21 protein-coding genes are annotated in these 23,022 nt (G+C 51.0%); 10 read left to right on the top strand and 11 right to left on the bottom strand.

From position 1 onward, the window contains the following. Positions 1-46: 46 nt before the first annotated feature. Positions 47-2,125 (top strand): glycogen debranching protein GlgX, encoded by a 2,079-nt coding sequence (glgX, locus tag BN2591_RS03635; protein ID WP_086869098.1) that lies wholly within the window; start codon positions 47-49, stop codon positions 2,123-2,125. 43 nt (positions 2,126-2,168) lie between these two features. On the opposite strand, the gene tehA is transcribed toward glgX, so the two are convergent. Then, a complete protein-coding gene (gene tehA, locus BN2591_RS03630; protein WP_086869097.1) occupies positions 2,169-3,122 on the bottom strand; it encodes a dicarboxylate transporter/tellurite-resistance protein TehA in 954 nt (317 codons plus the stop codon). 224 nt (positions 3,123-3,346) lie between these two features. On the opposite strand from tehA, the gene yahO reads away from it, so the two are divergent. The 3 genes from yahO to BN2591_RS03615 all read left to right on the top strand — a co-directional run bounded on the left by yahO (position 3,347) and on the right by BN2591_RS03615 (position 5,046). Further along, the gene (yahO, locus tag BN2591_RS03625) at positions 3,347-3,622 is read left to right on the top strand and encodes a DUF1471 family periplasmic protein YahO (protein ID WP_086869095.1); all 276 of its coding nucleotides are present in this window, start codon (positions 3,347-3,349) and stop codon (positions 3,620-3,622) included. Positions 3,623-4,045: 423 nt separating this feature from the next. Continuing rightward, positions 4,046-4,480, top strand: coding sequence for a hypothetical protein (locus tag BN2591_RS03620; RefSeq protein WP_086869093.1), 435 nt, complete (start codon positions 4,046-4,048; stop codon positions 4,478-4,480). A gap of 14 nt (positions 4,481-4,494) precedes the next feature. Next, entirely contained in the window at positions 4,495-5,046 is a 552-nt protein-coding gene (locus BN2591_RS03615; RefSeq protein WP_086869932.1) for an RNA polymerase sigma factor, read from the top strand. A gap of 120 nt (positions 5,047-5,166) precedes the next feature. Here the strand turns inward: BN2591_RS03615 and BN2591_RS03610 are convergent, their stop codons facing one another. The 4 genes from BN2591_RS03610 to lysC form a co-directional block, all read right to left on the bottom strand. Next, positions 5,167-6,513: a ComEC/Rec2 family competence protein gene (locus tag BN2591_RS03610; protein WP_086869091.1), complete on the bottom strand. Its 1,347-nt coding sequence runs from the start codon at positions 6,511-6,513 to the stop codon at positions 5,167-5,169. Positions 6,514-6,591: 78 nt separating this feature from the next. Next, on the bottom strand, positions 6,592-7,890 hold the full coding sequence (locus BN2591_RS03605) for a glycoside hydrolase family 10-like protein (RefSeq protein WP_086869089.1): 1,299 nt from the start codon (positions 7,888-7,890) through the stop codon (positions 6,592-6,594). Positions 7,891-7,897: 7 nt separating this feature from the next. Then, positions 7,898-8,185, bottom strand: a complete 288-nt coding sequence (locus BN2591_RS03600; RefSeq protein ID WP_086869087.1) for a VF530 family protein — start codon at positions 8,183-8,185, stop codon at positions 7,898-7,900. Positions 8,186-8,448: 263 nt separating this feature from the next. Further along, positions 8,449-9,810, bottom strand: a complete 1,362-nt coding sequence (lysC, locus tag BN2591_RS03595; RefSeq protein WP_086869085.1) for a lysine-sensitive aspartokinase 3 — start codon at positions 9,808-9,810, stop codon at positions 8,449-8,451. Between the two features lie 639 nt (positions 9,811-10,449). Here lysC and BN2591_RS03590 point away from each other — a divergent pair. Together BN2591_RS03590 and BN2591_RS03585 are read left to right on the top strand one after the other, a co-directional pair. After that, positions 10,450-11,835, top strand: a complete 1,386-nt coding sequence (locus BN2591_RS03590; protein WP_086869084.1) for a diaminobutyrate--2-oxoglutarate transaminase — start codon at positions 10,450-10,452, stop codon at positions 11,833-11,835. Positions 11,836-11,852: 17 nt separating this feature from the next. After that, positions 11,853-13,316, top strand: coding sequence for a pyridoxal phosphate-dependent decarboxylase family protein (locus BN2591_RS03585; protein WP_086869082.1), 1,464 nt, complete (start codon positions 11,853-11,855; stop codon positions 13,314-13,316). A 78-nt stretch (positions 13,317-13,394) separates the two neighbouring features. Here BN2591_RS03585 and BN2591_RS03580 read toward each other — a convergent pair whose 3' ends face one another. From BN2591_RS03580 to BN2591_RS03560, 5 genes are read right to left on the bottom strand one after another with little or no spacing between them, the layout of a single operon-like run. After that, on the bottom strand, positions 13,395-13,622 hold the full coding sequence (locus tag BN2591_RS03580) for a helix-turn-helix domain-containing protein (RefSeq protein ID WP_086869080.1): 228 nt from the start codon (positions 13,620-13,622) through the stop codon (positions 13,395-13,397). A 2-nt stretch (positions 13,623-13,624) separates the two neighbouring features. Beyond that, positions 13,625-14,158, bottom strand: a complete 534-nt coding sequence (locus tag BN2591_RS03575; RefSeq protein ID WP_086869078.1) for a DUF2975 domain-containing protein — start codon at positions 14,156-14,158, stop codon at positions 13,625-13,627. 25 nt (positions 14,159-14,183) lie between these two features. After that, complete coding sequence (locus tag BN2591_RS03570) at positions 14,184-14,531, bottom strand: hypothetical protein (protein ID WP_086869076.1); 348 nt, start codon at positions 14,529-14,531, stop codon at positions 14,184-14,186. Beyond that, positions 14,518-15,633, bottom strand: a complete 1,116-nt coding sequence (locus tag BN2591_RS03565) for a serine hydrolase domain-containing protein (RefSeq protein ID WP_086869074.1) — start codon at positions 15,631-15,633, stop codon at positions 14,518-14,520. Before BN2591_RS03565 ends, BN2591_RS03570 begins: the two co-directional genes overlap by 14 nt. Before the next feature lie 9 nt (positions 15,634-15,642). Beyond that, positions 15,643-16,449 (bottom strand): MipA/OmpV family protein, encoded by an 807-nt coding sequence (locus BN2591_RS03560; RefSeq protein WP_086869073.1) that lies wholly within the window; start codon positions 16,447-16,449, stop codon positions 15,643-15,645. Positions 16,450-16,596: 147 nt separating this feature from the next. Between BN2591_RS03560 and BN2591_RS03555 the strand changes: the two genes are divergently transcribed. The 4 genes from BN2591_RS03555 (at position 16,597) to BN2591_RS03540 (ending at position 20,906) form a co-directional block, all read left to right on the top strand. Then, a complete protein-coding gene (locus BN2591_RS03555) occupies positions 16,597-17,337 on the top strand; it encodes an SDR family oxidoreductase (protein ID WP_086869071.1) in 741 nt (246 codons plus the stop codon). Positions 17,338-17,367: 30 nt separating this feature from the next. Continuing rightward, a complete protein-coding gene (locus BN2591_RS03550) occupies positions 17,368-17,841 on the top strand; it encodes a GyrI-like domain-containing protein (protein ID WP_086869069.1) in 474 nt (157 codons plus the stop codon). A 463-nt stretch (positions 17,842-18,304) separates the two neighbouring features. Further along, positions 18,305-20,140, top strand: coding sequence for a potassium channel family protein (locus BN2591_RS03545; protein WP_207626203.1), 1,836 nt, complete (start codon positions 18,305-18,307; stop codon positions 20,138-20,140). A 130-nt stretch (positions 20,141-20,270) separates the two neighbouring features. Continuing rightward, positions 20,271-20,906 (top strand): hypothetical protein, encoded by a 636-nt coding sequence (locus tag BN2591_RS03540; RefSeq protein ID WP_086869067.1) that lies wholly within the window; start codon positions 20,271-20,273, stop codon positions 20,904-20,906. 799 nt (positions 20,907-21,705) lie between these two features. Here the strand turns inward: BN2591_RS03540 and BN2591_RS03535 are convergent. Then, positions 21,706-22,746: an IS481 family transposase gene (locus tag BN2591_RS03535; RefSeq protein WP_086869065.1), complete on the bottom strand. Its 1,041-nt coding sequence runs from the start codon at positions 22,744-22,746 to the stop codon at positions 21,706-21,708. Positions 22,747-23,022: the final 276 nt, after the last annotated feature.

Here is a 23,022-nt window from a genome sequence, read left to right as displayed (position 1 = left end):
CAATCGTGATGTCTGGTGAGACTTTACAGGCGATCAAGGGGAAGCAATGTCTGACGGAAAACAGTTTTACATTACGGCGGGGCACGGCCAGCAACTCGGTGCGAATTACGACGGTGAGGGCGTTAACTTTGCCCTTTTTTCAGCGCATGCGCATCGTGTGGAGCTCTGTTTATACGCCCCCGATGGCAAGCAGGAGATCGCCCGGTTTGATCTGCCGGAAAATACCCACGAGATCTGGCACGGGTATGTGCCAGGCCTGCAACCCGGCGCGCTGTATGGCTACCGGGTGCATGGTCCGTTTGAGCCGGAAAACGGCCACCGGTTTAACCCCAATAAACTCTTAATTGATCCGTATGCCCGCGAACTGGCCGGTGATATCGAGTGGAACGCGGCCCATTACGCTTACGATTTAGAGCACGAAGATAAAGACCTGACGTTTGATACCCAGGATAGCGCGCCGTTTACGCCCAAATGCCGGGTTATCGATCCGCAGGCGTTCGACTGGCAGGATCACGCCAGGCCGAACATTCCCTGGCCGCGTACGGTTTTCTACGAAACCCATGTCAAAGGTTTCACCCAGCTTAATCCGGCGCTGCCGCCGGAACTGCGCGGCACGTTTGAAGGGATGGGACATAAGGCGTCGGTCGAGTACATCAAAAGCCTCGGTATCACCTCTGTCGAACTGCTACCGGTACACTGGTTCCCGGACGATCAACATTTGCTCGATAAAGGCCTACGCAATTTCTGGGGTTACAACACGCTTGGTTTCTTCGCTCCGGCGTCGCGCTATTACGGGCCGCGCGGCATCCAGGGCTTTCGCGATATGGTGCGGGCGTTTCACGATGCCGGTATCGAAGTGATCCTTGATGTGGTTTATAACCACACGGCAGAAGGCAACGAACTGGGGCCAACGCTGTCGTTTAAAGGCATCGACAACTTCTCCTATTACCGCACGTTACCGGATCAGCACCGCTACTACATCAATGACACCGGCACCGGCAATACGGTGAACACTTCACACCCGCGCGTATTGCAGATGGTGATGGATTCGCTGCGTTACTGGGCAGAAGCGATGCATATCGACGGTTTTCGCTTCGATCTGGGCACCATTCTCGGGCGCGAGCCGGAAGGATTCGACCAGCGCGGCGGCTTTTTTGACGCCATGACGCAGGACCCGCTCCTGTCCAGGCTGAAACTGGTCGGCGAACCGTGGGACATCGGTCCCGGCGGTTATCAGGTGGGCGGTTTCCCGCCGGGCTGGGCGGAGTGGAACGACAAATACCGCGACACGCTGCGTGAATACTGGAAGGGTGATAACGTCTCGACGGACTTTGCCGCCCGCTTGCTGGGCTCCGGCGATCTCTACGATCAGCGCGGGCGTCGCCCGTGGGCAAGCGTCAATTTTATTACTGCCCACGACGGTTTTACGTTGAACGACCTGGTCTCGTACAACGAAAAACATAATGAAGCCAACGGCGAGGACAATAACGACGGTCACAACGACAACCGCTCCTATAACTACGGCGCGGAAGGCGTGACTGAGGATGAAGGCATCAATGCCGTGCGCGAACGGCAAAAACGCAACTTCCTCGCCACACTGTTCTTCTCCCATGGCACGCCAATGCTGCTGGCCGGGGACGAGTTTGGCCGTACCCAGCAGGGCAATAACAATGGCTACTGCCAGGACAGTGAAATCTCGTGGATCAACTGGGACGCGCCGCACAGCGGCAACGGTGAAGCGCTGCGGGAATTTACCCGTCACGTCATTGCGCTGCGCGCCCAACAGCCGATCCTGCGGCGTGAAAACTGGCGCGATGGCATGGAGATCCGCTGGTACAACGCGGGTGGCGGCGAGCAGTTGCCGGAACAGTGGGATGAAGGCTCGACGCTCGGCGTTTATATCGGCCGCCCGGATTTGCAGGAAGAAGAGGGCGTCTGGCATGACGTGCTGATGTTGTTTAACCCGTTTGAAGGTACGGTGCCGTTTCGTATTCCGCAGTTCGGCGAAGGTGGCTGGGTGCTGGAGTTGACCACGACGGATAGCGCGAAACGCGGGATTGTGATCACCAAGGAGAAGGATTTCGAACTCGAAGGGCGCAGTATCGTACTGTTCCGTCGCCCGTAAACAGCAAGCGATGCGCCAGGTAACATGCCTGGCGCATTCTCGATTATGTACGAATCAGTAATTTGCCCCGCAGTAACAGCGCGAAGGTTTTTATCATCAACAGCGTGATCACCAGATTAGCCGCGATGAACAGCGGAAATGACATCCAGTACAGTGCGCCGCCTGGCGTGCCGTGCCCCAGACGAATCGAGGTGGTCGCCAGCGACGCCACGCCGAATGAAAAGCTCCAGAACGACGGGTTGAACGGCTGCGAACTGTACCAGGGGAGCAGCCTTATCATAAACAGCATCTGCAACAGGCCATAACCGAATAACAGTTTGGCGAACACATCGGCCTGCCCGCCATTGATGCTCAGCCAGGCGCTACAGGCGACGAATGCAGGTGCCATCTGAATGCCAAGCGAGGTGCGCACGGCGGGCGACATTTCATCAAGATTGCGCATCCGACTGAGGATCGCGGGCTCAAGGCTCAGCCAGGAGAAGAGCCCGGCGCCGAGAAACAACATCCCGACATCGTTAAAACCGAACGCGCCGCAGGCCATGGCGCTGATAAAGTTATTGGCAACCGTGGGCAGATAAAGACCCGGCGTCGTCGCTTCTTTCGGATGCTGACCGCGCCACAGCCCGGCGGTTTGCCAGGCGGAATAGGTGAGCTGAATAACGACAGCAACCAGAAAAAGCCCCAGCGCCAGCGTGTGCAACCACGGCGCAAGGCCAATGGCGACCAGCATCGAGGTTGCTGGTGCCAGGCTGACAAAACTGCTTTTCAGCGGATGGGTGATCTCTTCCAGCACGCTTGCGCCGTGGCGGAACATGCGGCTAATAAAGGCCAGCATCAACAGCGCCCAGATGACCATCGCCAGAATGATTAAGCTATTCGCGGGCAGCAGGGTTACCGGCCAGATAGTGGCGGCGAAACGCCAGGAAAAGCCGAGCCCGATAATGCCAAGCACAATGCCAAAGTAACCGGCCGGAAGATTGAGGTGTGACGCTTTCATCACCAAACTCCTGAAATGTGTAAACCCTGAAGTAAGACGCGCGCCATTATATATGACATTTCATATGCAGGTTTCACTTTTTATTCAGCTTAATCTGTTGATTAAATAACCGATTAATTAACGGTATTGAATTATTTTTACCTTGGTCTACCGTTAAAGCGTAAATGATCGACTGTGCTTTCCTGTTATTTACAGCCATCTCAAATCAATCCGGAGAATGCCTGATGAACAAAAAAAGGTTAGTGATTATTAGCGCGTTAACATTACTTGCGAGTAATGCCTGGGCCGCCAAATTAATGGAAAAAGCAGAATTTGATAAAGTTTCTTCGCAATATGAAAAGGTTGGTGAAATTGCCACTTCCGACGAAATGTCACCCATGGATGCGCGCCATGCGCTGAGCAAACTGGCGGATGAAAAGGGCGGTGATGTGTATGTCGTCACCTCCGATCAAACCAGGAAAAAAATTCACGCCACGGCCGATGTTTACAAGAAAAAATAAAATAATAAAGCCTCCCCATACGGGAGGTTTTTTATTTGCGAAGGAGCCTGGTCTAAATATATCGAAGCTCATAATAGTTAGGTTTTAAATTAACGTGTCTTTTTAACTAAATAGAATGGTGCGCAGCGTAAATATACCTGCGCAACGCTAGCAGGAGTGCTGCGGCACTCCTGCTTGTAGACAAGTGGCGTTTGCCATTCCACCGGCGTTTCTGCCTGGCAGACCTATAGAGGCGGAAAACGGAGGACATGACTTCAGGAATCCCCATTGAGTTGCGGTTGAGAGAAATTAATTATTTAATTTCAATGAGTTATATTTTATTCCTGAAGGCATTTTTTTGCATTTTGCTGGCAATATTTTTACCGCTCATCCGTCTACTTCATCACAAGCAATTATTCATTAAGCTGATGGAGTAGAAAAAAGATGAGAGATTTTGATATGCATGGGCACAGACACGGTCACGGCTTTGGTCGGCACCGGATGATGAAACCGTTGATCATTGGCGTGGTGGTATTTATCGCGTTAGGGCTGCTGGTGATGTCTTTATGGAATGCGCTGCTACCGGCCATTCTTGGCGTGAAAAGCATTGGGTTCTGGCAGGCGCTGGGGCTGTTAGTGCTGAGCCGCATTCTCTTTGGCGGGCTGGGGTTCCACGGGGGAATGTTTGGTCTGGCGCGTCGGCGTATGCACGAACGCTGGATGCAAATGACGCCGGAGCAGCGTGAAGCCTTTATCCAGCAGCGTCGCGAAGGTTTTGGTCGCCGCGATCGCTGCGGCTGGCGTGGGCGCTGGGATGAAAGGGCGGATGACCGTCATCAGCCTGACGATAGCAGCGCAAAAAAACCGGACGCTGAGTGAGCACGGTGAAAACCATGGACGGCGAGTCTTTGCTGGTCAACGCGCTGAATGCCTGTCGCTCACGCCTGAAAGCCTTTATTCGTGGGCGCACGGCAGTGCGCGATGATGCCGACGACATTTTGCAGGAAGTGACTTATCAGCTGATGAATGTGGAACAACCGGTGGAGAATGTTGCCGCCTGGTTGTTCCGCGCCGCGCGCAATGAAATGACGGATCGTGCGCGTAAAAAACGTGAACTGCCGTTGTCCGGTTTTTTCAACGGTGGTGACGATGAAAGCGATTTTGCGGAAGATGAGCTGGCCGAAACGCTGTTTGGCGTGCCGCAAACGCCGGAAGAGGCGTATCTGTGCGAGCTGTTATGGCAAGAGCTGGAAAGCGCGCTGGCGGAACTTCCGCCCGCCCAGCGCGAGGTGTTCGAAAAGACCGAGCTTGAAGGTGTGAGTTATAAGGCGCTGGTGGAGGAGACGGGTGTCAGCATGCAGGCGCTGTTGTCCCGTAAGCACAAAGCGGTGCTTTATCTGCGCAGCAGGCTGCGCAGTGTTTATGATGCCATCACGCTCGATTAAAAAAGTAAGACTAGCTCCGTTCAAATGGGAAAAGGGTGTTTAACTGCGTCAGTAAAAAAGATGTTATTACCCTGCAAAGCACAACAAACACCATAGCTGCGTTATTTTTGGGCAACACTTTTATATTCTTTTAAAAATTCTTCTCTTGCCGGCCACAGGAGGGAAAATATACCAGCCCCGTGCAATAAAATGTGCAGAGTAGTTTTTATCGACTTGAATGGGATGATAGTTCCAGAAATCCCGTAACACTTCTGCGTGCGGATGACCTGTGCGGGTCGCCTCGGGATCTGAACTGAAAATACTGTAATCAGGCATCAGAGTATCGGCGATCCCGGCTTTCCAGTTTCCTCTGGCACCGTGATGCATGACCTGGAAGACAGCCAACTGATTGCATCGGTAAGCGCCAAGCACTGTCATCAAATCATCAATACTTTTTAGAGAGTTGAGATAACCGTCGCCAGTATAAAGAATACTGACTCTGTCAAGCAGGTGATATTTTGGATTTAAGTCAGAATAATATTTTTCATCCTCTGGCATAAACACGGTAGCAATAGCCCCGAATACCGGACCTGAATAAAGAAAGAGCGAAATCACATTACAATGCCGGGAAGAGTTGCCAAATGTGTTGGTATAGGTTTTTTTCAGATCGGCTAACGCCGCTTCTTTAATTTGGCGCTTAGTGGAAGTTTTTAAATTATTCGTATGGATGCGCACGGCTTTTTCGAACTTGCTGTTTTTAAAACGTACCATCGATGCGTCATTATAAGGAACAAATTCCCATATTTTATGGATGGATAACGCCGAGCCGGAGCGCACGGCAACCACCTGAGGTATGCCTGCAGCATGCGTGATGTTACCGCTGATCATCGAGGTCAATTCTTCGTCCCCCTGTAGTTCATGTTCAGGGAGTTCATCAAACACGAGCGCTGATGAAATTTCATCGAGTTCAGCATCAGGCGGCGCGTCCGGGAGTAAAGGTTCTTGCTCCGGATTAGGTTCGTCAGGGCGCGCGTTGACTGGCATCACCAGGATTATCCGCTCAATCGTGCCGCGACTGGCATTGCGCAAAAATCCCACCGGATCAAGCAGGAACTGCGTGAGCGGAGATCTTGGGCCGCTGCGCTCTTCAAACGCAATCACCAACCGTTGCCACAAAGGCATATACGGCAGAACAATATTGCGAACATTGCAGTGTTGTAATAATTCAACCACACCGCTGATATGATCCTTATCGAAGTGCGAAATAACTAACAAATCGATAAAGGGCAGAGCTTCGGGTGGACGAGGAAGCTGTCGGTGATAGTAATCAATTTGCGTGGTGAGAAGATGCTGGGCAGAAACGGTGCCACAATCATACACCCAACGAAATTCAACATGTTCACATGCGAGCAATCCAGTGCTGAAAAGACCTTGACCAACCGCATGAAAATCATACTTCACATCCCATGTGTAAATGCCTGGCATCATTAAGTCTCCCATAATCGCTGCGTTTCATAAACGGATGCGGTGGCACTGAATGCCTTTATCACCCGAAGTTTGTCCTGCTTAACCACCCCAGCGGCTTTTCAAATAATTCACCGCCTGCTGAGTTTGCGGCTGTTCCAGATAACTTTCGCGGAACAAAATTGTGCCGTTAATTTGCGGTAGCGATTCGTTTAAATCGAGCTGTTTTTTCAGTTCGGGCACGCCACCGTTGACGGTCCAGTCGGGCTCATTCTTCGAATATTCCCCCACCTTATACAGCGCCACGCCGATGTAGAGCCGCGTTTTAGTCGGTTTCACGACATTCGCCCACCATTTTGCCAGCACATCGTAACGCGCCGCATCGCGGGCGAATGGCCAGTAGATTTGCGGGGCAATGTAATCCAGTAGCCCTTGTTGTACCCAGCGGCGTGTGTCGGCGAACGATTCGTCATACGCCGCGGCACCACGCGTGTCGGACCCGGCGGCGTCAAATGAGCGGTTACGCCAGACTCCCGCCGGGCTCACGCCGAACTCTACATTGGGGTTGAGTTGCCGGATGGTGCGCGAAACCTGTTCAATCAATTGCTGCGTATTGTTGCGCCGCCAGTCCGCTTTTGAACTGAACGCCTGGCCATATTGCCGATAGGTCTGGTTGTCATTCAGCGCAGAACCTGGGGTTTCAGCGTAGAAATAGTCGTCAAACTGCACACCATCGACCGGGTAGCGTGCCACCACTTCCGCAACGATGCTGGTTATCCAGTCGCGCACTTCCGGAATGCCGGGATCGAGCACAAAACGGTCGCCCGCGGTGCGGATCCAGTCACGATGCAGCACAAAAATGCTCGCCGGGTGCAGAGATAATGTGCGGTTGAGATCCGCCGTGGTTGACGGTTTGGTATTAACTGAAACGCGGTAGGGGTTAAACCACGCATGCACTTTCATGCCGCGTTTGTGCGCTTCATCAAGAATAAACTGCAGCGGATCGTAACCGGGATCCTGCCCAATGGTGCCGGTCAGCATATCTGACCAGGGTAAAATCTTTGACGGCCATAGCGCGGTGCCGTCGGGTTTGACCTGGAAAAAGACGGTGTTAATGCCGAGGCTTTTTAGCTTATCCAGCTTGTTTCTCAGCGCCGCTTGTTGCTGGCTGACGCGCAACGAAGCACTCATGTTGACCGAATTTACCGGCGGCCAGTCGAGACGCGACACGGTCGCCAGCCAGATACCGCGCACCGGTTGTGTATTTTTTGCAGGCGTCGTTGCGAGCGGTTGTTTTGCCACCGGCGGCAACGGCGTGACGAGTGATTTCGGCGCTTTTGAGGCGCAACTGGCGAGTAAAAGCGCAGTGGCAATAAGCACGCCTGACTTTTGTAGTGACATCTGAAAATTAGCTCTTAGGCGTTCGACCGCTTGTCCACGGGTTAAACGCAGGTTCGTCTGATTTGGCCGGGGCGCGCTCTTCCAGCGATTCAAGATACAGCGCCTCAACTTCCGCGCGCGCCCAGGGCGTGCGTCGTAAAAATTTCAAACTGGATTTAACGCTTGGATCGTTTTTAAAGCAATTGATATTGATGCGCTTGCCGAGTTCGGACCAACCGTAGCGGTCGACCAGCGCGTTAACTTGCATTTCTAGCGTCACGCCGTGCAAAGGATCTTTTGAAATATGAGCGGCCATGTGAAATCCGGTTTTCGGGAAAAGTTTCGCGGAAGGTTACAAGAAAGCCCGCTGAGCGTCACGGGCTTTGCGCCGCTGAACGTTACTGCCCGCACAGGCAAGGGCGAAGTTCTCGGATCGCGGCGGTTGCGGCCACCTTCAGCAAAGCGGACGTTCAGCCAGGGGTAAAGAGAGGAAGCGGTGGGCGATGGCTCAAGGGTTAAGTGCTGGCAAACGCGCTGCCAGCACTAACTTGTGCCCGCGTACAGGGCACGTTACCGCCGTTATTCTAACAGGTTACGGTGTAACGTTTTGACGGCGCTGTCCGCGCATTCCGCAGGGAGCAGGAAGCAAAGATTATGGCTGGACGCGCCGTGGCAAATCATCCGCACGGAATGGTTTTCCAGGTCGGCGAATACTTCTTTGCACACTGCCGGAGCCTGCGAAAGCGAGTTACCAATCAGCGAAACTAATGCCAGCCCGGTTTCGATTTCGACATGGCAGTGCGACGACAGTTCGGTAAGCAGTGCGGTAGTGAGCGTGTCCGCTTCACCGGACGTAGAACCGGTGGAGTTAAGGATGATCGCGATGCTGGTTTCCGAGGTGGTCACCAGATCCATGGCGACGTCATGACGCGACAAAATACCAAACATCTGTGCCAAAAAGCGGTGTGCCGGCTGCGTATCGACGCTGGATAACTTTAACAGCGTTTGCTGGCGACGAACGGCCAGTGCACGGTAACGCGGCGGTTCGTGCGTGTCACGGCAGACCAGCGTTCCGCCCGCGCGCGGCTGGGCGCTTGAACCGACAAAGACCGGGATATTTTTACGCATCGCCGGTAGCAGGGTTGCCGGATGCAGCACTTTCGCGCCAAAGGCCGCCATTTCACTGGCTTCAGAGAATGAGAGTGTATCGATGCGTTTTGCCTGGGCGACGATTCGGGGATCGGTCGTATAAATCCCGGCGACATCGGTCCAGATATCCACTCGCGCAGCCTGCAACGCTTCTGCCAGCAATGAGGCGGTGTAATCGCTACCGCCACGGCCAAGCGTGGTGGTTTGCCCCGCCGCGTCGCTGCCAATAAAGCCTTGTGTGACCACCAGCGACTGCGCAATGCGCGGGAGTAAATGCTTTTCCACCCGTTCTGCAATCTCACTTATAACGGGAACCGCGCAGCCGAACGTGTCGTTCGTGCGGATCACTTTGCGCGCGTCAAACCACTGCGTTTCCACGTCGCGTTCGCGCAGAACCTCCACAAACAGCAGGGAAGACATCAATTCCCCGTGGCTCACCAGTTCATCGCACAGCGCGTCTGACCGGGAATCAACGGCCATGGCCGCAAGATGGCTGATATTATCGAGCAGGCGGTCGATCTCCTGGCCGATGGCTTCTGGCTGTTTCAGGCGAGAAATAATGTTGTATTGCAGGGTGCGCAGGGTATCGATCTTATCTTGTCGAACGCTGCTTTCCAGACCGCCAGAGAGTTCAACTAACAGGTTGGTGACGCCAGCGGAGGCAGACAAAACAACCAGACGAACATCTTTATCAGCAAGGACAATGGTGGCGCTGCGGCTCATCGCGTCAAAATCGGCGACACTGGTTCCGCCAAATTTGGCAACGATGGTGTGTGGATAAATGCGAGTCATAACAATCTCATATCAGGGCGCCATAATTTTAATGGCATGAAAATTTTCATTCTCGGCATAAGGGAAGCGTGCTTCACCTTACGAAATGTCCGCCCGCGAACATCTCTTTTTACAACCCAGGATTCTGCTCCCGTTGTCGATAACCTGTATTGCCTCTCACGAGTTACCGGGTGTGATGCGCATTAATGGTTAAATAGATGCTTCCTTTTTTTGGCCTGGGGATTTTTATCGCGGGCATAGTAAGTGATTTAACTCGCTGAATCGATAATTTCCTCAACATTTGCAATAACCCAATGGAAAATCTCATGATTTATTCAGTGGTTGCTGGCGGAGTTTGGCTTAAATAACGTTCTAATAACATAAAAAGAGCACAAATATTAAAAAGCGAGTCTTATCATGGCGTTGTTCGCGATGCTTGCTGGAATATTCTTGTAACAGAATTGGTTACAATTCACGCTGAACAATCCCCACGCATAAATATTTTTTGTCATTGATTTTTAAAGAAAATGACATAAATAGCCTGACAAAATAAAAGATTGAGTCCGTTGCTGAAAACACATATATTAGCCGCGTTTTTTACAAGCCCCCTTAAACCCTTATTCAACCCGGTGTTAAACCAACCCAGGTTGTAGGAGAGATATGATGACGGATAAAGTCCGTATTGATTCTTTGAGTGCTAATTCATTCCCGCAAAGCAATGAGACCTTTTTAGCAAGACAGGCTGAGTTTGAATCCAATGTCAGAAGCTATCCGCGTAAATTGCCGTTAGCGATTGCCAAAGCGCAGGGCGTCTGGATCACTGATGTTGAGAATAATCAATACCTTGACTGCCTTGCAGGCGCCGGTACTCTGGCGCTGGGCCATAATCATCCTGATGTGATTCAGAGCATCCAAAGTGTCATTACCAGTGGCTTACCGTTACATACGCTCGACCTGACCACGCCGTTAAAAGATGAGTTTTCAGAATATCTGCTCTCTTTGCTGCCGGGTCAGGGCAAAGAATATTGCCTGCAATTCACCGGGCCTTCCGGCGCAGACGCCGTTGAAGCGGCGCTGAAGCTGGCGAAAAAAGTGACCGGTCGTTCCGGTATTATCAGTTTCTCTGGCGGTTACCACGGCATGACGCACGGCGCGCTTTCCGTGACGGGCAACCTGTCGCCGAAAGAAGCGGTAAACGGCATGATGCCGGAAGTGCAGTTTATGCCTTACCCGCACCAGTACCGTTGCCCGCTGGGCATCGGTGGCGAAGCCGGTGTCAAAGCGCTGACCTACTACTTTGAAAACCTGATCAACGACGTTGAAAGCGGCGTACGTAAACCGGCTGCCGTGATTCTGGAAGCGGTGCAGGGCGAAGGCGGCGTGAACCCGGCGCCGATCGAGTGGCTGCAGCGCATCCGTAAAGTGACCCAGGAACACGGCATTCTGCTGATCCTCGACGAAGTGCAGGCTGGTTTCGCGCGTACTGGCAAACTGTTCGCCTTCGAACACGCCGGTATTGAGCCGGACATCATTGTGATGTCCAAAGCGGTCGGTGGCGGTTTACCGCTGGCGGTACTCGGTATCAAAAAACAGTTCGACGCCTGGGCGCCGGGCCACCATACCGGTACTTTCCGTGGCAACCAGCTGGCGATGGCAACCGGCCTCACTACGCTAAAGATCCTCAAAGAAGATCGCATCGCCGATAAAGTGGCAGAGCAGGGTGAATGGCTGAAAGGCAAGCTGGCTGAAATGCAAAAACGTTTCCCGGTGATTGGCCATGTACGCGGCCTGGGCCTGATGATCGGTATTGAGATCGTTAAGCCGCAGGAAGCGCAGGATCACATGGGTTGCTACCCGGCGGACGGCGAACTTTCTGCGCTGTTGCAGAAAAAATGCTTCGAATCGGGTCTGATCCTGGAGCGCGGCGGCCGTGGCGGTTGTGTACTGCGTCTGCTGCCGTCGCTGCTTATCAGCAATGCAGAACTGGAAGTTTTCCTCGATAAATTTGAAAACGCGCTGCTGAGCGCTGGCGTGAAGCCTGTTTAATCGGAGTAAGTGAGCGAATGTCTGATTTAAATCCGATTCTCTCGGGTTCCGCGCAGAGTATTGCGGCCTATCAGGAAGCGATTGAGCAGAGCACGCAAGCCGTTGTGCAGTGGCTCAAGCAACCTGAAATGTATCAGGGCAAAACTGTCGCGGAATTACGTGAGCGCATCAATTTAGAATTCACGTCTCAGGGCCTGGGTAACCAGGCCGCCATTGAGCGCGCCGTTGAGTATTTCCTTAAAGACAGCCTGTCCGTGCATCATCCGCAGTGTGTGGCGCATCTGCACTGTCCGAGCCTGGTGATTAGCCAGGCGGCGGAAGTGCTGATCAACGCCACGAACCAGAGCATGGATTCGTGGGATCAGAGCCCGTCGGCGACCATCATTGAGATGAAACTCATCGAATGGCTGCGCGCGCAGGTGGGGTACCCGGCCGGTGACGCTGGCGTGTTCACCAGCGGTGGTACGCAGAGTAACCTGATGGGGCTGATGCTGGCTCGTGACGCGTTTTTCGCGCGTCAGGGCCACTCTGTTCAGCTGCACGGCTTAACCGGTAATCTCAGCAAAATTAAAGTGTTATGTTCTGAAAATGCACACTTTTCGGTGCAGAAGAACATGGCGCTGATGGGACTGGGTTACCAGTCCGTGACGCTGGTGAAAACGGATGAATTCTCGCGCATGGATCTCAACGATCTGGCGCAGAAACTGGCCGAGGCGAAAGCCAACGGTGAGCAGGTGATGGCCATTGTTGCTACCGCCGGCACCACCGACGCGGGTGCTATTGATCCGTTAGCGGAAATCGCCGCGCTGGCCGCTGAACAGCAGATTTGGGTTCATGTTGATGCGGCCTGGGGCGGCGCGTTGCTGCTTTCTGAGAAGTATCGTCATTTCCTGAATGGCCTTGAGCTGGCGGATTCCGTAACGCTGGATTTCCATAAGCAATTCTTCCAGACCATCAGCTGTGGCGCGTTCCTGCTGAAAGATGCGCGCCATTATCAGTTGATGCGTTACCAGGCGGCCTACCTGAACTCTGACTTCGACGAAGAGCAGGGCGTACCAAACCTGGTGTCGAAATCATTGCAGACGACGCGCCGTTTCGATGCGCTGAAGCTGTGGATGGGGCTTGAAGCGCTGGGTAAAAAGCAGTACGCCGAAATTATTGATAATGGCGTGACGCTGGCGCAGCAGGTGGCGCAATTTGTTGCCGAACAGCCACAGCTGGAACTGGTGATGCAGCCGCAGCTGGCCAGCGTGTTGTTCCGTTTCCGCCCGGAAAACGGCGATACCGCAGGTGTTGCGCTGCTGAACCAGCGTATCGGCGATGCGCTGCTGGCCTCCGGGAGCGCCAACGTTGGCGTAACGGAAGCTGACGGGGTGACATGCCTGAAGTTGACGCTGCTGAACCCGACCGTTTGCCTGGAGGACGTTAAAGTTCTGCTGTCAAGCGTGGTGGCCTGTGGCCAGCAGTTACAGAACGCCTGATTCACGTCGTTAATAAAAAAAGCCGGCAGCAGCGATGTTGTCGGCTTTTTTATTGTCTACGAAACGCCTGTCTGGGCGTCACTCTTCGTCTGGCGCAGCGGGGTCGGGCTCCCAGGAGATAATGTCACCGGGCTGGCACTCCATGGCTTCGCAAATTTTCGCCAGCGTATCGAATCGAATACCCTTTACTTTGCCGGACTTGAGCAGCGACAGGTTTTGCTCGGTGATACCGATAAAGGCCGCCAGCGCTCTGGACGTCATTTTTTTCTCTACCAACAGTTTGTCCAGATGAACCACCACAGCCATAGTCAGATAAACTCCCTGGTTTCTTCGTCCGCTTTGATCCCCGCGAGCATGGCGTGAAACGTGACAAATAACAAGCCGCCGGTGAGCAACAGGATCACATCGCCAATCAGCACGCTGACCTGGTAATATTTTTCCGGCCACCAGACGACAAGCGGTATTAAAAAGCGGCACACCGGCAATACGATGCCAAGGCTTAGCATCATCAAGGCAATATTGCGTACACAACGTGCCAGCGCCAGGTTGAGAATTTGCCGTTTACCGACCAGCCGCATCACGTGCATTCCCTGCCAGATAGCGAAAGCAAATAACCCAACGGGTAAATAGAGGAGCACCAGTAACAGCAACTGGTGAAACGGCGGTACGGCAGTCACTGGCTGGCTTTCCGCTTGCATGTCGGCAAATTTAAGCATGCTCGAAATAAAAAAAGACTCACCGGAAAAATATAACCACAGGGGTGTAATTAAGGCGAGGATGAAAAAGAGCGGTAATATCCCTGAGATAAACACCAGACTGAGTTTATTTCGTACACCTTTCACTTTGTACCTTCCTGAATTAAGGATTTTATTTTAAAACCAGCACGCTCAAGCATGACATAAGCATCAGCGCAATGGCAATCTTGCCAGCCGCCAGCACAGGCGGGCTGCGCGTTAACCAGGGCGCTGGCCACGCGCGATAAACGCTGATGGCAATAAACGACGCCTGAACGGTCCATGTCAGCATTCTGAACAGATAACCGATCTTGGTCAGATGCGTGATGGTCTGCATCATTTCGGCACAATAAATGACCATCAACGCCAGCATGATGTAATTCAACAACCGTATTTTGTAATGCGCGAACCAGGAGCCGCAAATAAACAGCATGACCGAAATAAAGGTTAATATGGCCCACAACATATCAATCCAGTTCATGATGAGTTTCCGTTTTAGCTGATGTCTGCGTTAACAACAGGCGTATGGCCGGGCCAATAACGGGCCATGCCGTATCTGAGAGGATCACCACGGCGGATTGTTGCTGGGGATCGAACGCAATGGCGGAGGCAAAACCGGAAGATTCCCCGTCGTGCCAGGTGATGTCCCGCCCGCGAATACGGGTGGTAAACCAGGCGTAACCCACGCGTGAATCCGCATCGTCAGTGGCAAAGTGTGGCGGCATTGCCGCGCTACCGGCAAGATTGCCCGCCAGTAAGGCCTGCGCATAATGCGCCATATCGACGATGGTCGAACGCACACCGGCAGCCGGCGTGAACGCGCGTTGTATCCAGGGCGCTTCGGCAAACCCGGACACCGCCCAACCGTGGTGAAACTTGGGCGTGTCAGGGGTTAATGCTTCGGCAACAACGGTGTTTGCCATTTTCGCCTGCGCAAAAACCCGCGTTTGCAATAACGCATTAAAAGGCTGATGTGCTGCTCGCGACAGTGCCAGGCCCAGCAAGGCGTAGCCGGTATTGGAGTAAGCAAAGCTGGCGGGCGCGGCTAAGCGGGTATTGTTCACCATTTCGATGACTGATTTTTCGTCATACTCCCAGAAGTTTTCACGCAGGATTATCTGGCTGATCATCCGGATCTTCTGGCGCAGCGATGAGGCCAGCGGCGGCAGGCCAGAGCGATGCGATGCTAATTGTTCAAGGGTTATGTCTCGTGCCGGGGCGCTGATTTCCGGAATGAGATCGCCAACGCGGGTTTGCGCTGTCGCTTCACCCCGGCGAAATGCCTCCATCAGCAAACTGCTGGTCATGGTTTTGGTCAGGCTGGCGATTTCATATTGTCGGTTGTAATCACTGTCCCAGAGTGCATATTGCACACCGCGCGGTGTGATGAGCGCGGCGGCGACGCTGCCTCGCGATCCTTTCAATAATGGTGTTAAAAATGACACCATACCGGCATCTCCCGTCTGGCGAGGAGAGGGGGTGCTGAAACCGGGTTGCAGGTAAATACCTGCGGCAATCAGTGCGATAAATACCGTGCCCGCAGCGAGCAGCCGCGCGCGGCTGCGAAAGTGACATTTGCTCATGGCGCCACCTCAGAATGTGTACTGGATCAGTGACGACAGGCTGTACTGCATCCGGCTGTTGACCAGCGGGCTGCTCCCCGCTTCATCGAACAGGTACTGCGCGCGGCTGGTCAATCCTGCCGCCAGATTTTTATCGAAATGCCACATCAGTTCGGCATACAAACCACCTTGCTGGAAGCCTGATGAAGGGGAATAAATTGCAAAGTCGGTGCGGTGTGCCTGATGCGCCGTCACGCCGTAGTGGCGCTGCTGGTAACCACTGTTCGCCCAGCTTATGTCGCCGCCGACCGAAATGGCAGCATGCTGCCAGCGCCAGAGTTCGGCTTGCGCGCCGCTCGTGACGATCAGGCTTCTGCCCGGTGCTTCGCCGCCATATCGCTGCTTTTCAGTGGCAGTTAACAGGCGCAGCCACAACGTCCAGCTTTCTTGTTGGTAGCGCAGATCTGTACCCGCCATCAGCGCTGCAGACAGGTTACCCATCCCTTGTAGATCGCGGTTTTTTCTGCCGGAAAATGGGTAATTAAACACCTCTTTTCGCGCCTCATCCTGCGTTAACAGCAGGCTCACGTTGAAGGGTGAGTCCGGTGTCAGTCCCCAGATCAGCCCGTCGGTAGACAGACCGAACAGCCCCCAGTTTTCGCTATGAAGATCCACGCCCGCTTTTAGCAGTGGTCCCACCGCCGTGTGGTTCGAACCGGAGTAAATGGGGCGAATGCTGACGCCCAGCCCGGCAAAACCGGACAACTCAGCGCTGTGTGTCGACGCACAGATAAGTAATCCTGAGAACAAAACACCCTGTTGCAGACTTCTTTTCATTCGATGCCTCTCCTGGCATAGGTGGTTGAATTGGGTGCAGGCTAGCCTGGTGTTTATCGTTTTACAATAAGTTTTTATTGTTTTATTTTAATTGTCATTGAAGGTAAAAAGCGTCGTTTGGCAGAAAAACGGCTTCAGGGAGGCAGAATGGCCCGATTCACTGGTAAGAAAATTGTTATTACGGGAGCCAGCAGTGGCATTGGCCTGGCGGGGGCAAAACGCATTATTGCGGAAGAGGGGGAAGTGATGATCACCGGGCGTGATGCGCACAAACTGGCGCGCCTTCACCAGGCGCTGCCACCTGACGCCCGATTGCTGCAAAACGATGGTGCCGATCCGGCAGCGGCACAAGCGTTGGCTGACGCGGTAGCCTCCTTCGGCATGCTGGATGGCTTATGGCTGAATGCCGGGCAGCTGGCTTTTGCACCTGCCGAAAAGGGTAGTGCCGCGCTGTTCGATAACATGATGAAGAACAATGTCCGCTCCGCGGTACTGCAAATATCCTGTCTTGCCCGCTTTTTAAAAGCGGGCGCGTCGGTGGTGCTGACCGCGTCGACCGCCGCATATGAAGGGACACCGCTTGCTTCGATTTATGCTGCCAGTAAAGGGGCGCAGCTGGCGCTGGTTCGCTGCTGGGCAACGGCTTTTGCAGCACAAGGGATCCGGGTGAATGCGCTGGTACCAGGCGCGATAGAAACCGGTTTGCTTGAGGCGATCCCGGCACAATTTCGTGGTCAGTATGAGGCGCAGATCCGCTCTATTGTGCCGATGAAGCGGCAAGGAACGCCGGAGGAGGCAGCCGCCGTCGCGTTATTTTTGCTCTCTGATGATGCCAGTTATGTCACGGGCAGCCAGTACGTGGTTGATGGCGGGTTGCTGCGTTTATAAACGTTTTCTTAACTATTGTGCGGAGGATTTATGAGTTTACGGTTTGAAAATGCGCTTCCCCGGAACATCGTTTGTGTGCGCGTGGGTGGTCCATGGAATGAGACGGTGCCGGTGGGTTTTCAACAAATTATTGGCTGGGCGCAGGAGCAGGGCGTGGCTTACCGGGAAGCGCTGGTGTTTTACTGGGATGATCCTGCGCACACGGATGTTGCCGACTTGCGTGCCGATGTCGCGCTAACGGTTGATGCGCAAACGTCAGTGAACATTACCGGTACAGTATTCAGAGAAGAAAAAGTGCCTGGAGGGCTATATGCGGTATGGCACACGCTTGTGCGGGACGGCGCTTACGCAAAAGCATGGAGCGATTTGTACGCTGCGATAGAAAACAGCGATTACGAACTTGCACGCGGCGTTTGTTTCGAAAACTACCTCTGCGATGGTCGTGATGGCAACTGGGATCTTGAAATCTGGCAGTCGGTGGAACCAAAAACGTCAAACCGCTAATCGCATCTGCACGCGGCGAGAAACCGCGTGCAAGCGCAGCAACTCTGTGCAAGGGGATGCCGCTGCTGGCAACTATGTCGTTTTCAAACCACAAACGGATTACGACTGAGTGGCGGGCAAAACCAGACTGTGCATGAGCAATGGCTGTGAATCGAAAGTGCGCTGTAAAAGAGGCGAGCGGCCTGGGCGCTGGAAAGGTAGTTCAGGCAGGCCAAGGCTTGACCACACTTAATTTAACTTATGTTGTGTGATAATTCAGTTCATAAGAAAAACACGCCTTATATCATTGCTTTAAATGAATATTTTTAATATAAATATCAACTCACTTTCAGATAACTTCATGAACCAACATAGAGTCCGCTTCTTATGGGTATTTTCTGAAAGCCTGCTTACCTTGTGAGTTGAGTATTGGAGAAAACGAAAAATCCGAGAATGCAAGGTAATCTACCTGAAAAACCGGTGAATGCTCGAGCCGCGCCTCTGGCTGGAAGTAACCAATGGCACGGTTGAAGAGTGTGCTGCCCAGAACAATGAAATCTTACGATATGACGGTTACGAAGTTGTCAGAGATGGCAACTTCTACAAAGTTCGTGAACTTGCTGGAGCAGTGATCGAGGTTGAACACCACTTTGCAGATTCAGATGCGTTGAGTGAAGTGCTCATTGAAGAACAGATTCAGAAATGCAGAGAGATGGTTGAAATCGGCGATTATTCGGGTGTAATTACTAATGGTTCGCAAGAAAGAATAAATAGACAAGAGGTAGATATGTCTCAACCCTATCCTAGCCCTATACAGCTTTGGGCAATGCAACCACACCTTTTTAATGAGTGGCGTGCAAACAATGATCTACCGCAACTCTTTGAATTCTTGAGGGATACTCTGCCAGGATTTAACGACTGGTTGAATGGGCTTCCTTTTGATATGGACGTGGCGCTAAGAATTGTGCCGACTGGCGATATTTTCAAAGGCGATAAAAAGAGAGTCGTTATAAAAAGAGATGGTGAATTTCCAGGGACGTTTGTATATGAGTGTAGAGAAGGGACAGCAGAAGAAGCTACCGAATGGTGGAAGATAAGGTATGCTGATATTTCGATTCTTGGTGAAATAGAGCCGTACTTCAAATGGGCGGAAAGGGTGCTAGGGCGGAAACGTTTTTCCATGTGGAAAAAAAAGAATAGACCCTATTCCGATAGATTGCTTTATGGCTCTTGGGTAGGATTGAATGAAGGCGGATGTGTTACCAAAGCAAATCTCTTTGGTGATTTTACCGTTCTAAAGCTAGGTCAAGTAGAGCTTGAGCGTGGAGCAGTAATTGGACACAAAAATCTAGATTTTTGTGATTTGGATTTTCTAACAATTAAGGCTGGTTGGCATGGATATGGCTCAAGCTGGAAGACAATCAACTATAGCTCTTGCAGAGAAATTTCGTTTGTAGAAACTGAAGTGGCTTTTTATGAGTTCTATAGTTGTGCTGCCACTAAATTTACAATCACAAATACAAAGTTTCAGGATTTGTATTTTGAGAGAACGGATGTTCAAGAGCTAAGGTTGTTGAACTCATTTCTGTTTAAGGTTGGGATTAAAGATTCTAGTGTAACCCCATTTATTCAAAATTGTGAAATTAGAGAATTGAGTTACCTCCCCAAAGTGGGTGCCTCACATTTGGAGACATCAACGACCTATAGGTTACTAAGAGCCGCTTTCCAAAGCAGCGGACTCAGGCAGGAGGCATCGAATTTTTACTACAAGGAAAGAGTATATGAAAGGAAGTCATATTTTCACCCTCAGTTAATAGATAGAAAGATATTTCAGGGACTTGATCACGGCGGTCAAATTTCCATATTGAAAGATTTATATGATCGAGGGTTTTTCGAAAAAAAAGATTTGCCCAAAGAGATTCGTAAGGTTCTTGTTTCAAAAGTCAAGATGCATGTTATTCCGAAGTACTTGTTTCCTTTAATGAAATCAAGATTTAAGTGGTTTGTCTCTTTGTTTGAATCTATTCTTTGGGGGTATGGTGAAAGACCATCAAGAATCATCTTGGTTGCTCTAGCCACTGTCACTTTCTACTCTGGAATTTATAGCTATTTTGATTGGCTGGATGAAAAAGGAAATCCATATCATCTAAGTCTACTGGATAGTTCATATTTTTCGGTTGTTACATTCACCACTCTTGGTTATGGTGACATAACACCAAAGACCGAAATTTTGAAATTGTTAGCAGGTTCTGAAGCATTATTGGGGGCTTTTACAATGGGACTGATAGTTGCAGGTTTTTCAAACAGAAGTCGGTACTAAATATATAAGTTTTTGAAAGATATAGATACATCAATACCCAATCAGGACTGAAGTCTCTGATGGGGTAGAGTTCTTACTGCGGGCTAGGTTACCTAGGCACGCTTCAAATTCGAGTTAACAGGTGACAAAATTGATAAAGCCATCAACTAAGGAACTTCACAGTTTTTTAAATGACAAAAAAGGGTTAGTAGTTCATTTTTCAGGATGCCCGAAAGGTATTGGTCCCGGGAAAGAATTATTTCCTGATGACCTTAAAGATATTTTATCCGGGAAAATCACTGGGGCATTATCATGCTCAGTAGTTATACCCGGTGACTTCTATTCACCAGAACCTGACAAAGGACATGCAACAGGGACTATCGGGGTAATCTTAAATGTTGAAGATTCAAACTTATCCGCTGTAGGTCATCGCGATGCTGGTAGTTATGTTGATGACGATGGTAATCGCCACGTACCAGAAAAAGCCATTACAATAAATGACCTAGAAGACTCTTTGTCCAGTCGGATTACTTATAATGAATGGATCGTAAAACCGTATGGCATAAAAGGCATTTTTATTTTTCATCCTGATCATATCATTATAAGAGCAATGGTGGAAATACCTGATTATGAAGGATTTATTGAAGATGATGTGCAGATCGATCTTCATGAAGTATGTAGTCATTTCCCCGCATGCGAAATTTTCACCTTCACAAAAAATAAAATTTCCAAACTAGACCGTAATACCAACAAATTCATTGTCCAAACAGAAAAATTTTACGGGTAAATACACAAGCCATAGTTAATTAATAGTGAAATAATAATTTCAACGATATCCATACAGTTTATCTCGGTCATGTCTCGTGGCGGAACGATGATTCAGCGTAATCGAAGAGCTAAGGGCAGGAAACACGCAGGACTGCTAGTCAAAATAAGCCCTGAAAAGGGCTATTTTGTATGCTCCAGACTGTGTTATTGATTTGCCACTCGATAAACCAATTTCGATAAAAAATTCCCTTACTTAAAAAGTAAATATTTAAATAACTCTACTAGCGTGGCAAAGAGTCGAGTCATTTTTGCTGAATGTTTCCAGACTATCCCTGTAATGCGAGAATCACAAGGGGTCCATATACCGCCGGCATTGGTAATCTCAGTATATCTTGTATTCCACAAAGGTGTGCCACTCATTCCAGTTGGAAGAGATAAATTTCCGGTCGTTCCCCTTAATGATAAAGCAAGATTTGTACTCCAGGCACAAGAAAGGAAGGTCAATAATGGCTGGACAACGCCTCTGAGGCTGAACGCGATGCGGCGAAACAAGAGCTTACTAAGGAGGGTAAGACAACGGATGATGTTATAACCATTGACGATTACATTAAAAGCGAGGCGATACAGGCGGAATTTAATCAGCAACAGTGGGGAGTCGTAACCGGCGTATTGTTGAGGCAGAGACGGCGCTGATACAGGGACTGATTAACGTCGTTAGTCTGGCTTCAGCGGACTACACCGTTGCTCGTATAAACTTAAATGTATTAGCTCAGACCTGATCTGACAGTTACCGGTTATTTATACAGGTGTCTGTCAGATTACATCTGGCTTAAATTTTTCTCAGCCCAGATGTGTTTTCCATCAAGTAATGTTTCCATTGGTGTCCGCCCACAGCACATTTTCCCCTGATGGGTTCGCTCATTATTATAGTGAACCAGCCATTCATCAAGATCCGACTGTAATGTATCGAGTTCGCCATACAGTTTTTTGCGGAATGCTACCTGATAAAACTCCTGCAAGATCGTCCTGTGGAACCGTTCGCAGATGCCGTTCGTCTGCGGCGACATCGCTTTGGTCTTCGTGTGGTCGATATCATTTATTGCCAGATAAAGCTGATAATCATGCTGTTCTACTTTGCCACAGTACTCTGTGCCTCTGTCAGTCAGTATTCTCAGCACTGGCAGTCCCTGAGACGCGTAGAACGGTAGCACACGGTCATTCAGCAGATCTGCCGCTGTAATCGGCGTTTTGGTGATATACAGCTTGCAGTGAGCGACCTTCGAGTAGGTATCCACGAATGTCTGTTGATAAATACGTCCAACACCTTTCAGGTTGCCCACGTAGAACGTGTCCTGAGATCCCAGATAACCCGGATGAGCGGTTTCAATTTCGCCACAGGCCTCGTCATCACTGGCTTTACGTTCCAGTGCGGCGATCTGGCTGTCAGTCAGTTCGATACCCTCACGAGCCACTTTTTCTTCCAGAGCTTTAAGGCGCTTTCTGAAATTCTCAAGGTTGTGGCGCAGCCAGACAGAACGGACACCACTTCCTGAGATAAAAACGCCCTGTTTACGCAGCTCATTGCTGGTCCGGTGTTGGCCATGAGCAGGGAACGCAATAGCATAATCAGCAACGGCCTGTTCAGTTGCATCGTCAGTACGATTTTTGAGATTGGGAGCGCGTCGGCTGCGGTTAATCAGCGCGTCCACACCGCCTTCATCAGCCAGTTCACGATAGCGGTAAAACGTATCACGGGAGACGCCCATGATTTTACAGGCTTTAGATACGTTGCTGAGTTCTTCAGCCAGATTGAGCAAACCCGTTTTGTGTTTGATGACGGGATTGGTAGTATGAAGCATGAGAGTTACCTCGTGTTTTGTATAAGGATTCGACACCCATATCAAAACCGGTAACTCTCAGCCTTTCAAGGCCATATGTCAGATCAAGTCGCGACTAATACAACTTAAACAACCTATTTGGTTTCACCCTGATCGCAAATGCATAACCAAGCATTAAAATTTTAAGGATCATTTACTAGAGGCGTCCTCTTTCTGTACTGGCTTAGATGACTACATCTGAACTCACTGAGAAGTCTGCCGTTTACCAGAATATGCAACCAACCTGAGTTAGGTTAT

It is taken from the genome of Kosakonia pseudosacchari, assembly GCF_900184035.1.
Lineage (GTDB): Bacteria > Pseudomonadota > Gammaproteobacteria > Enterobacterales > Enterobacteriaceae > Kosakonia > Kosakonia pseudosacchari.
The sequence above is the reverse complement of the archived record's forward strand: the minus strand, read 5'-3'. Positions and strand labels throughout refer to the sequence as shown.

Bases quoted from the DNA above. Each gene is read 5' to 3' on its own strand.
- glgX (WP_086869098.1), top strand. From the start codon at position 47: ATGTCTGACGGAAAACAGTTTTACATTACGGCGGGGCACGGCCAGCAA.
- tehA (WP_086869097.1), bottom strand. From the start codon at position 3,122: ATGAAAGCGTCACACCTCAATCTTCCGGCCGGTTACTTTGGCATTGTG.
- yahO (WP_086869095.1), top strand. From the start codon at position 3,347: ATGAACAAAAAAAGGTTAGTGATTATTAGCGCGTTAACATTACTTGCG.
- BN2591_RS03620 (WP_086869093.1), top strand. From the start codon at position 4,046: ATGAGAGATTTTGATATGCATGGGCACAGACACGGTCACGGCTTTGGT.
- BN2591_RS03615 (WP_086869932.1), top strand. From the start codon at position 4,495: ATGGACGGCGAGTCTTTGCTGGTCAACGCGCTGAATGCCTGTCGCTCA.
- BN2591_RS03610 (WP_086869091.1), bottom strand. From the start codon at position 6,513: ATGATGCCAGGCATTTACACATGGGATGTGAAGTATGATTTTCATGCG.
- BN2591_RS03605 (WP_086869089.1), bottom strand. From the start codon at position 7,890: ATGTCACTACAAAAGTCAGGCGTGCTTATTGCCACTGCGCTTTTACTC.
- BN2591_RS03600 (WP_086869087.1), bottom strand. From the start codon at position 8,185: ATGGCCGCTCATATTTCAAAAGATCCTTTGCACGGCGTGACGCTAGAA.
- lysC (WP_086869085.1), bottom strand. From the start codon at position 9,810: ATGACTCGCATTTATCCACACACCATCGTTGCCAAATTTGGCGGAACC.
- BN2591_RS03590 (WP_086869084.1), top strand. From the start codon at position 10,450: ATGATGACGGATAAAGTCCGTATTGATTCTTTGAGTGCTAATTCATTC.
- BN2591_RS03585 (WP_086869082.1), top strand. From the start codon at position 11,853: ATGTCTGATTTAAATCCGATTCTCTCGGGTTCCGCGCAGAGTATTGCG.
- BN2591_RS03580 (WP_086869080.1), bottom strand. From the start codon at position 13,622: ATGGCTGTGGTGGTTCATCTGGACAAACTGTTGGTAGAGAAAAAAATG.
- BN2591_RS03570 (WP_086869076.1), bottom strand. From the start codon at position 14,531: ATGAACTGGATTGATATGTTGTGGGCCATATTAACCTTTATTTCGGTC.
- BN2591_RS03565 (WP_086869074.1), bottom strand. From the start codon at position 15,633: ATGAGCAAATGTCACTTTCGCAGCCGCGCGCGGCTGCTCGCTGCGGGC.
- BN2591_RS03560 (WP_086869073.1), bottom strand. From the start codon at position 16,449: ATGAAAAGAAGTCTGCAACAGGGTGTTTTGTTCTCAGGATTACTTATC.
- BN2591_RS03555 (WP_086869071.1), top strand. From the start codon at position 16,597: ATGGCCCGATTCACTGGTAAGAAAATTGTTATTACGGGAGCCAGCAGT.
- BN2591_RS03550 (WP_086869069.1), top strand. From the start codon at position 17,368: ATGAGTTTACGGTTTGAAAATGCGCTTCCCCGGAACATCGTTTGTGTG.
- BN2591_RS03545 (WP_207626203.1), top strand. From the start codon at position 18,305: ATGCTCGAGCCGCGCCTCTGGCTGGAAGTAACCAATGGCACGGTTGAA.
- BN2591_RS03535 (WP_086869065.1), bottom strand. From the start codon at position 22,746: ATGCTTCATACTACCAATCCCGTCATCAAACACAAAACGGGTTTGCTC.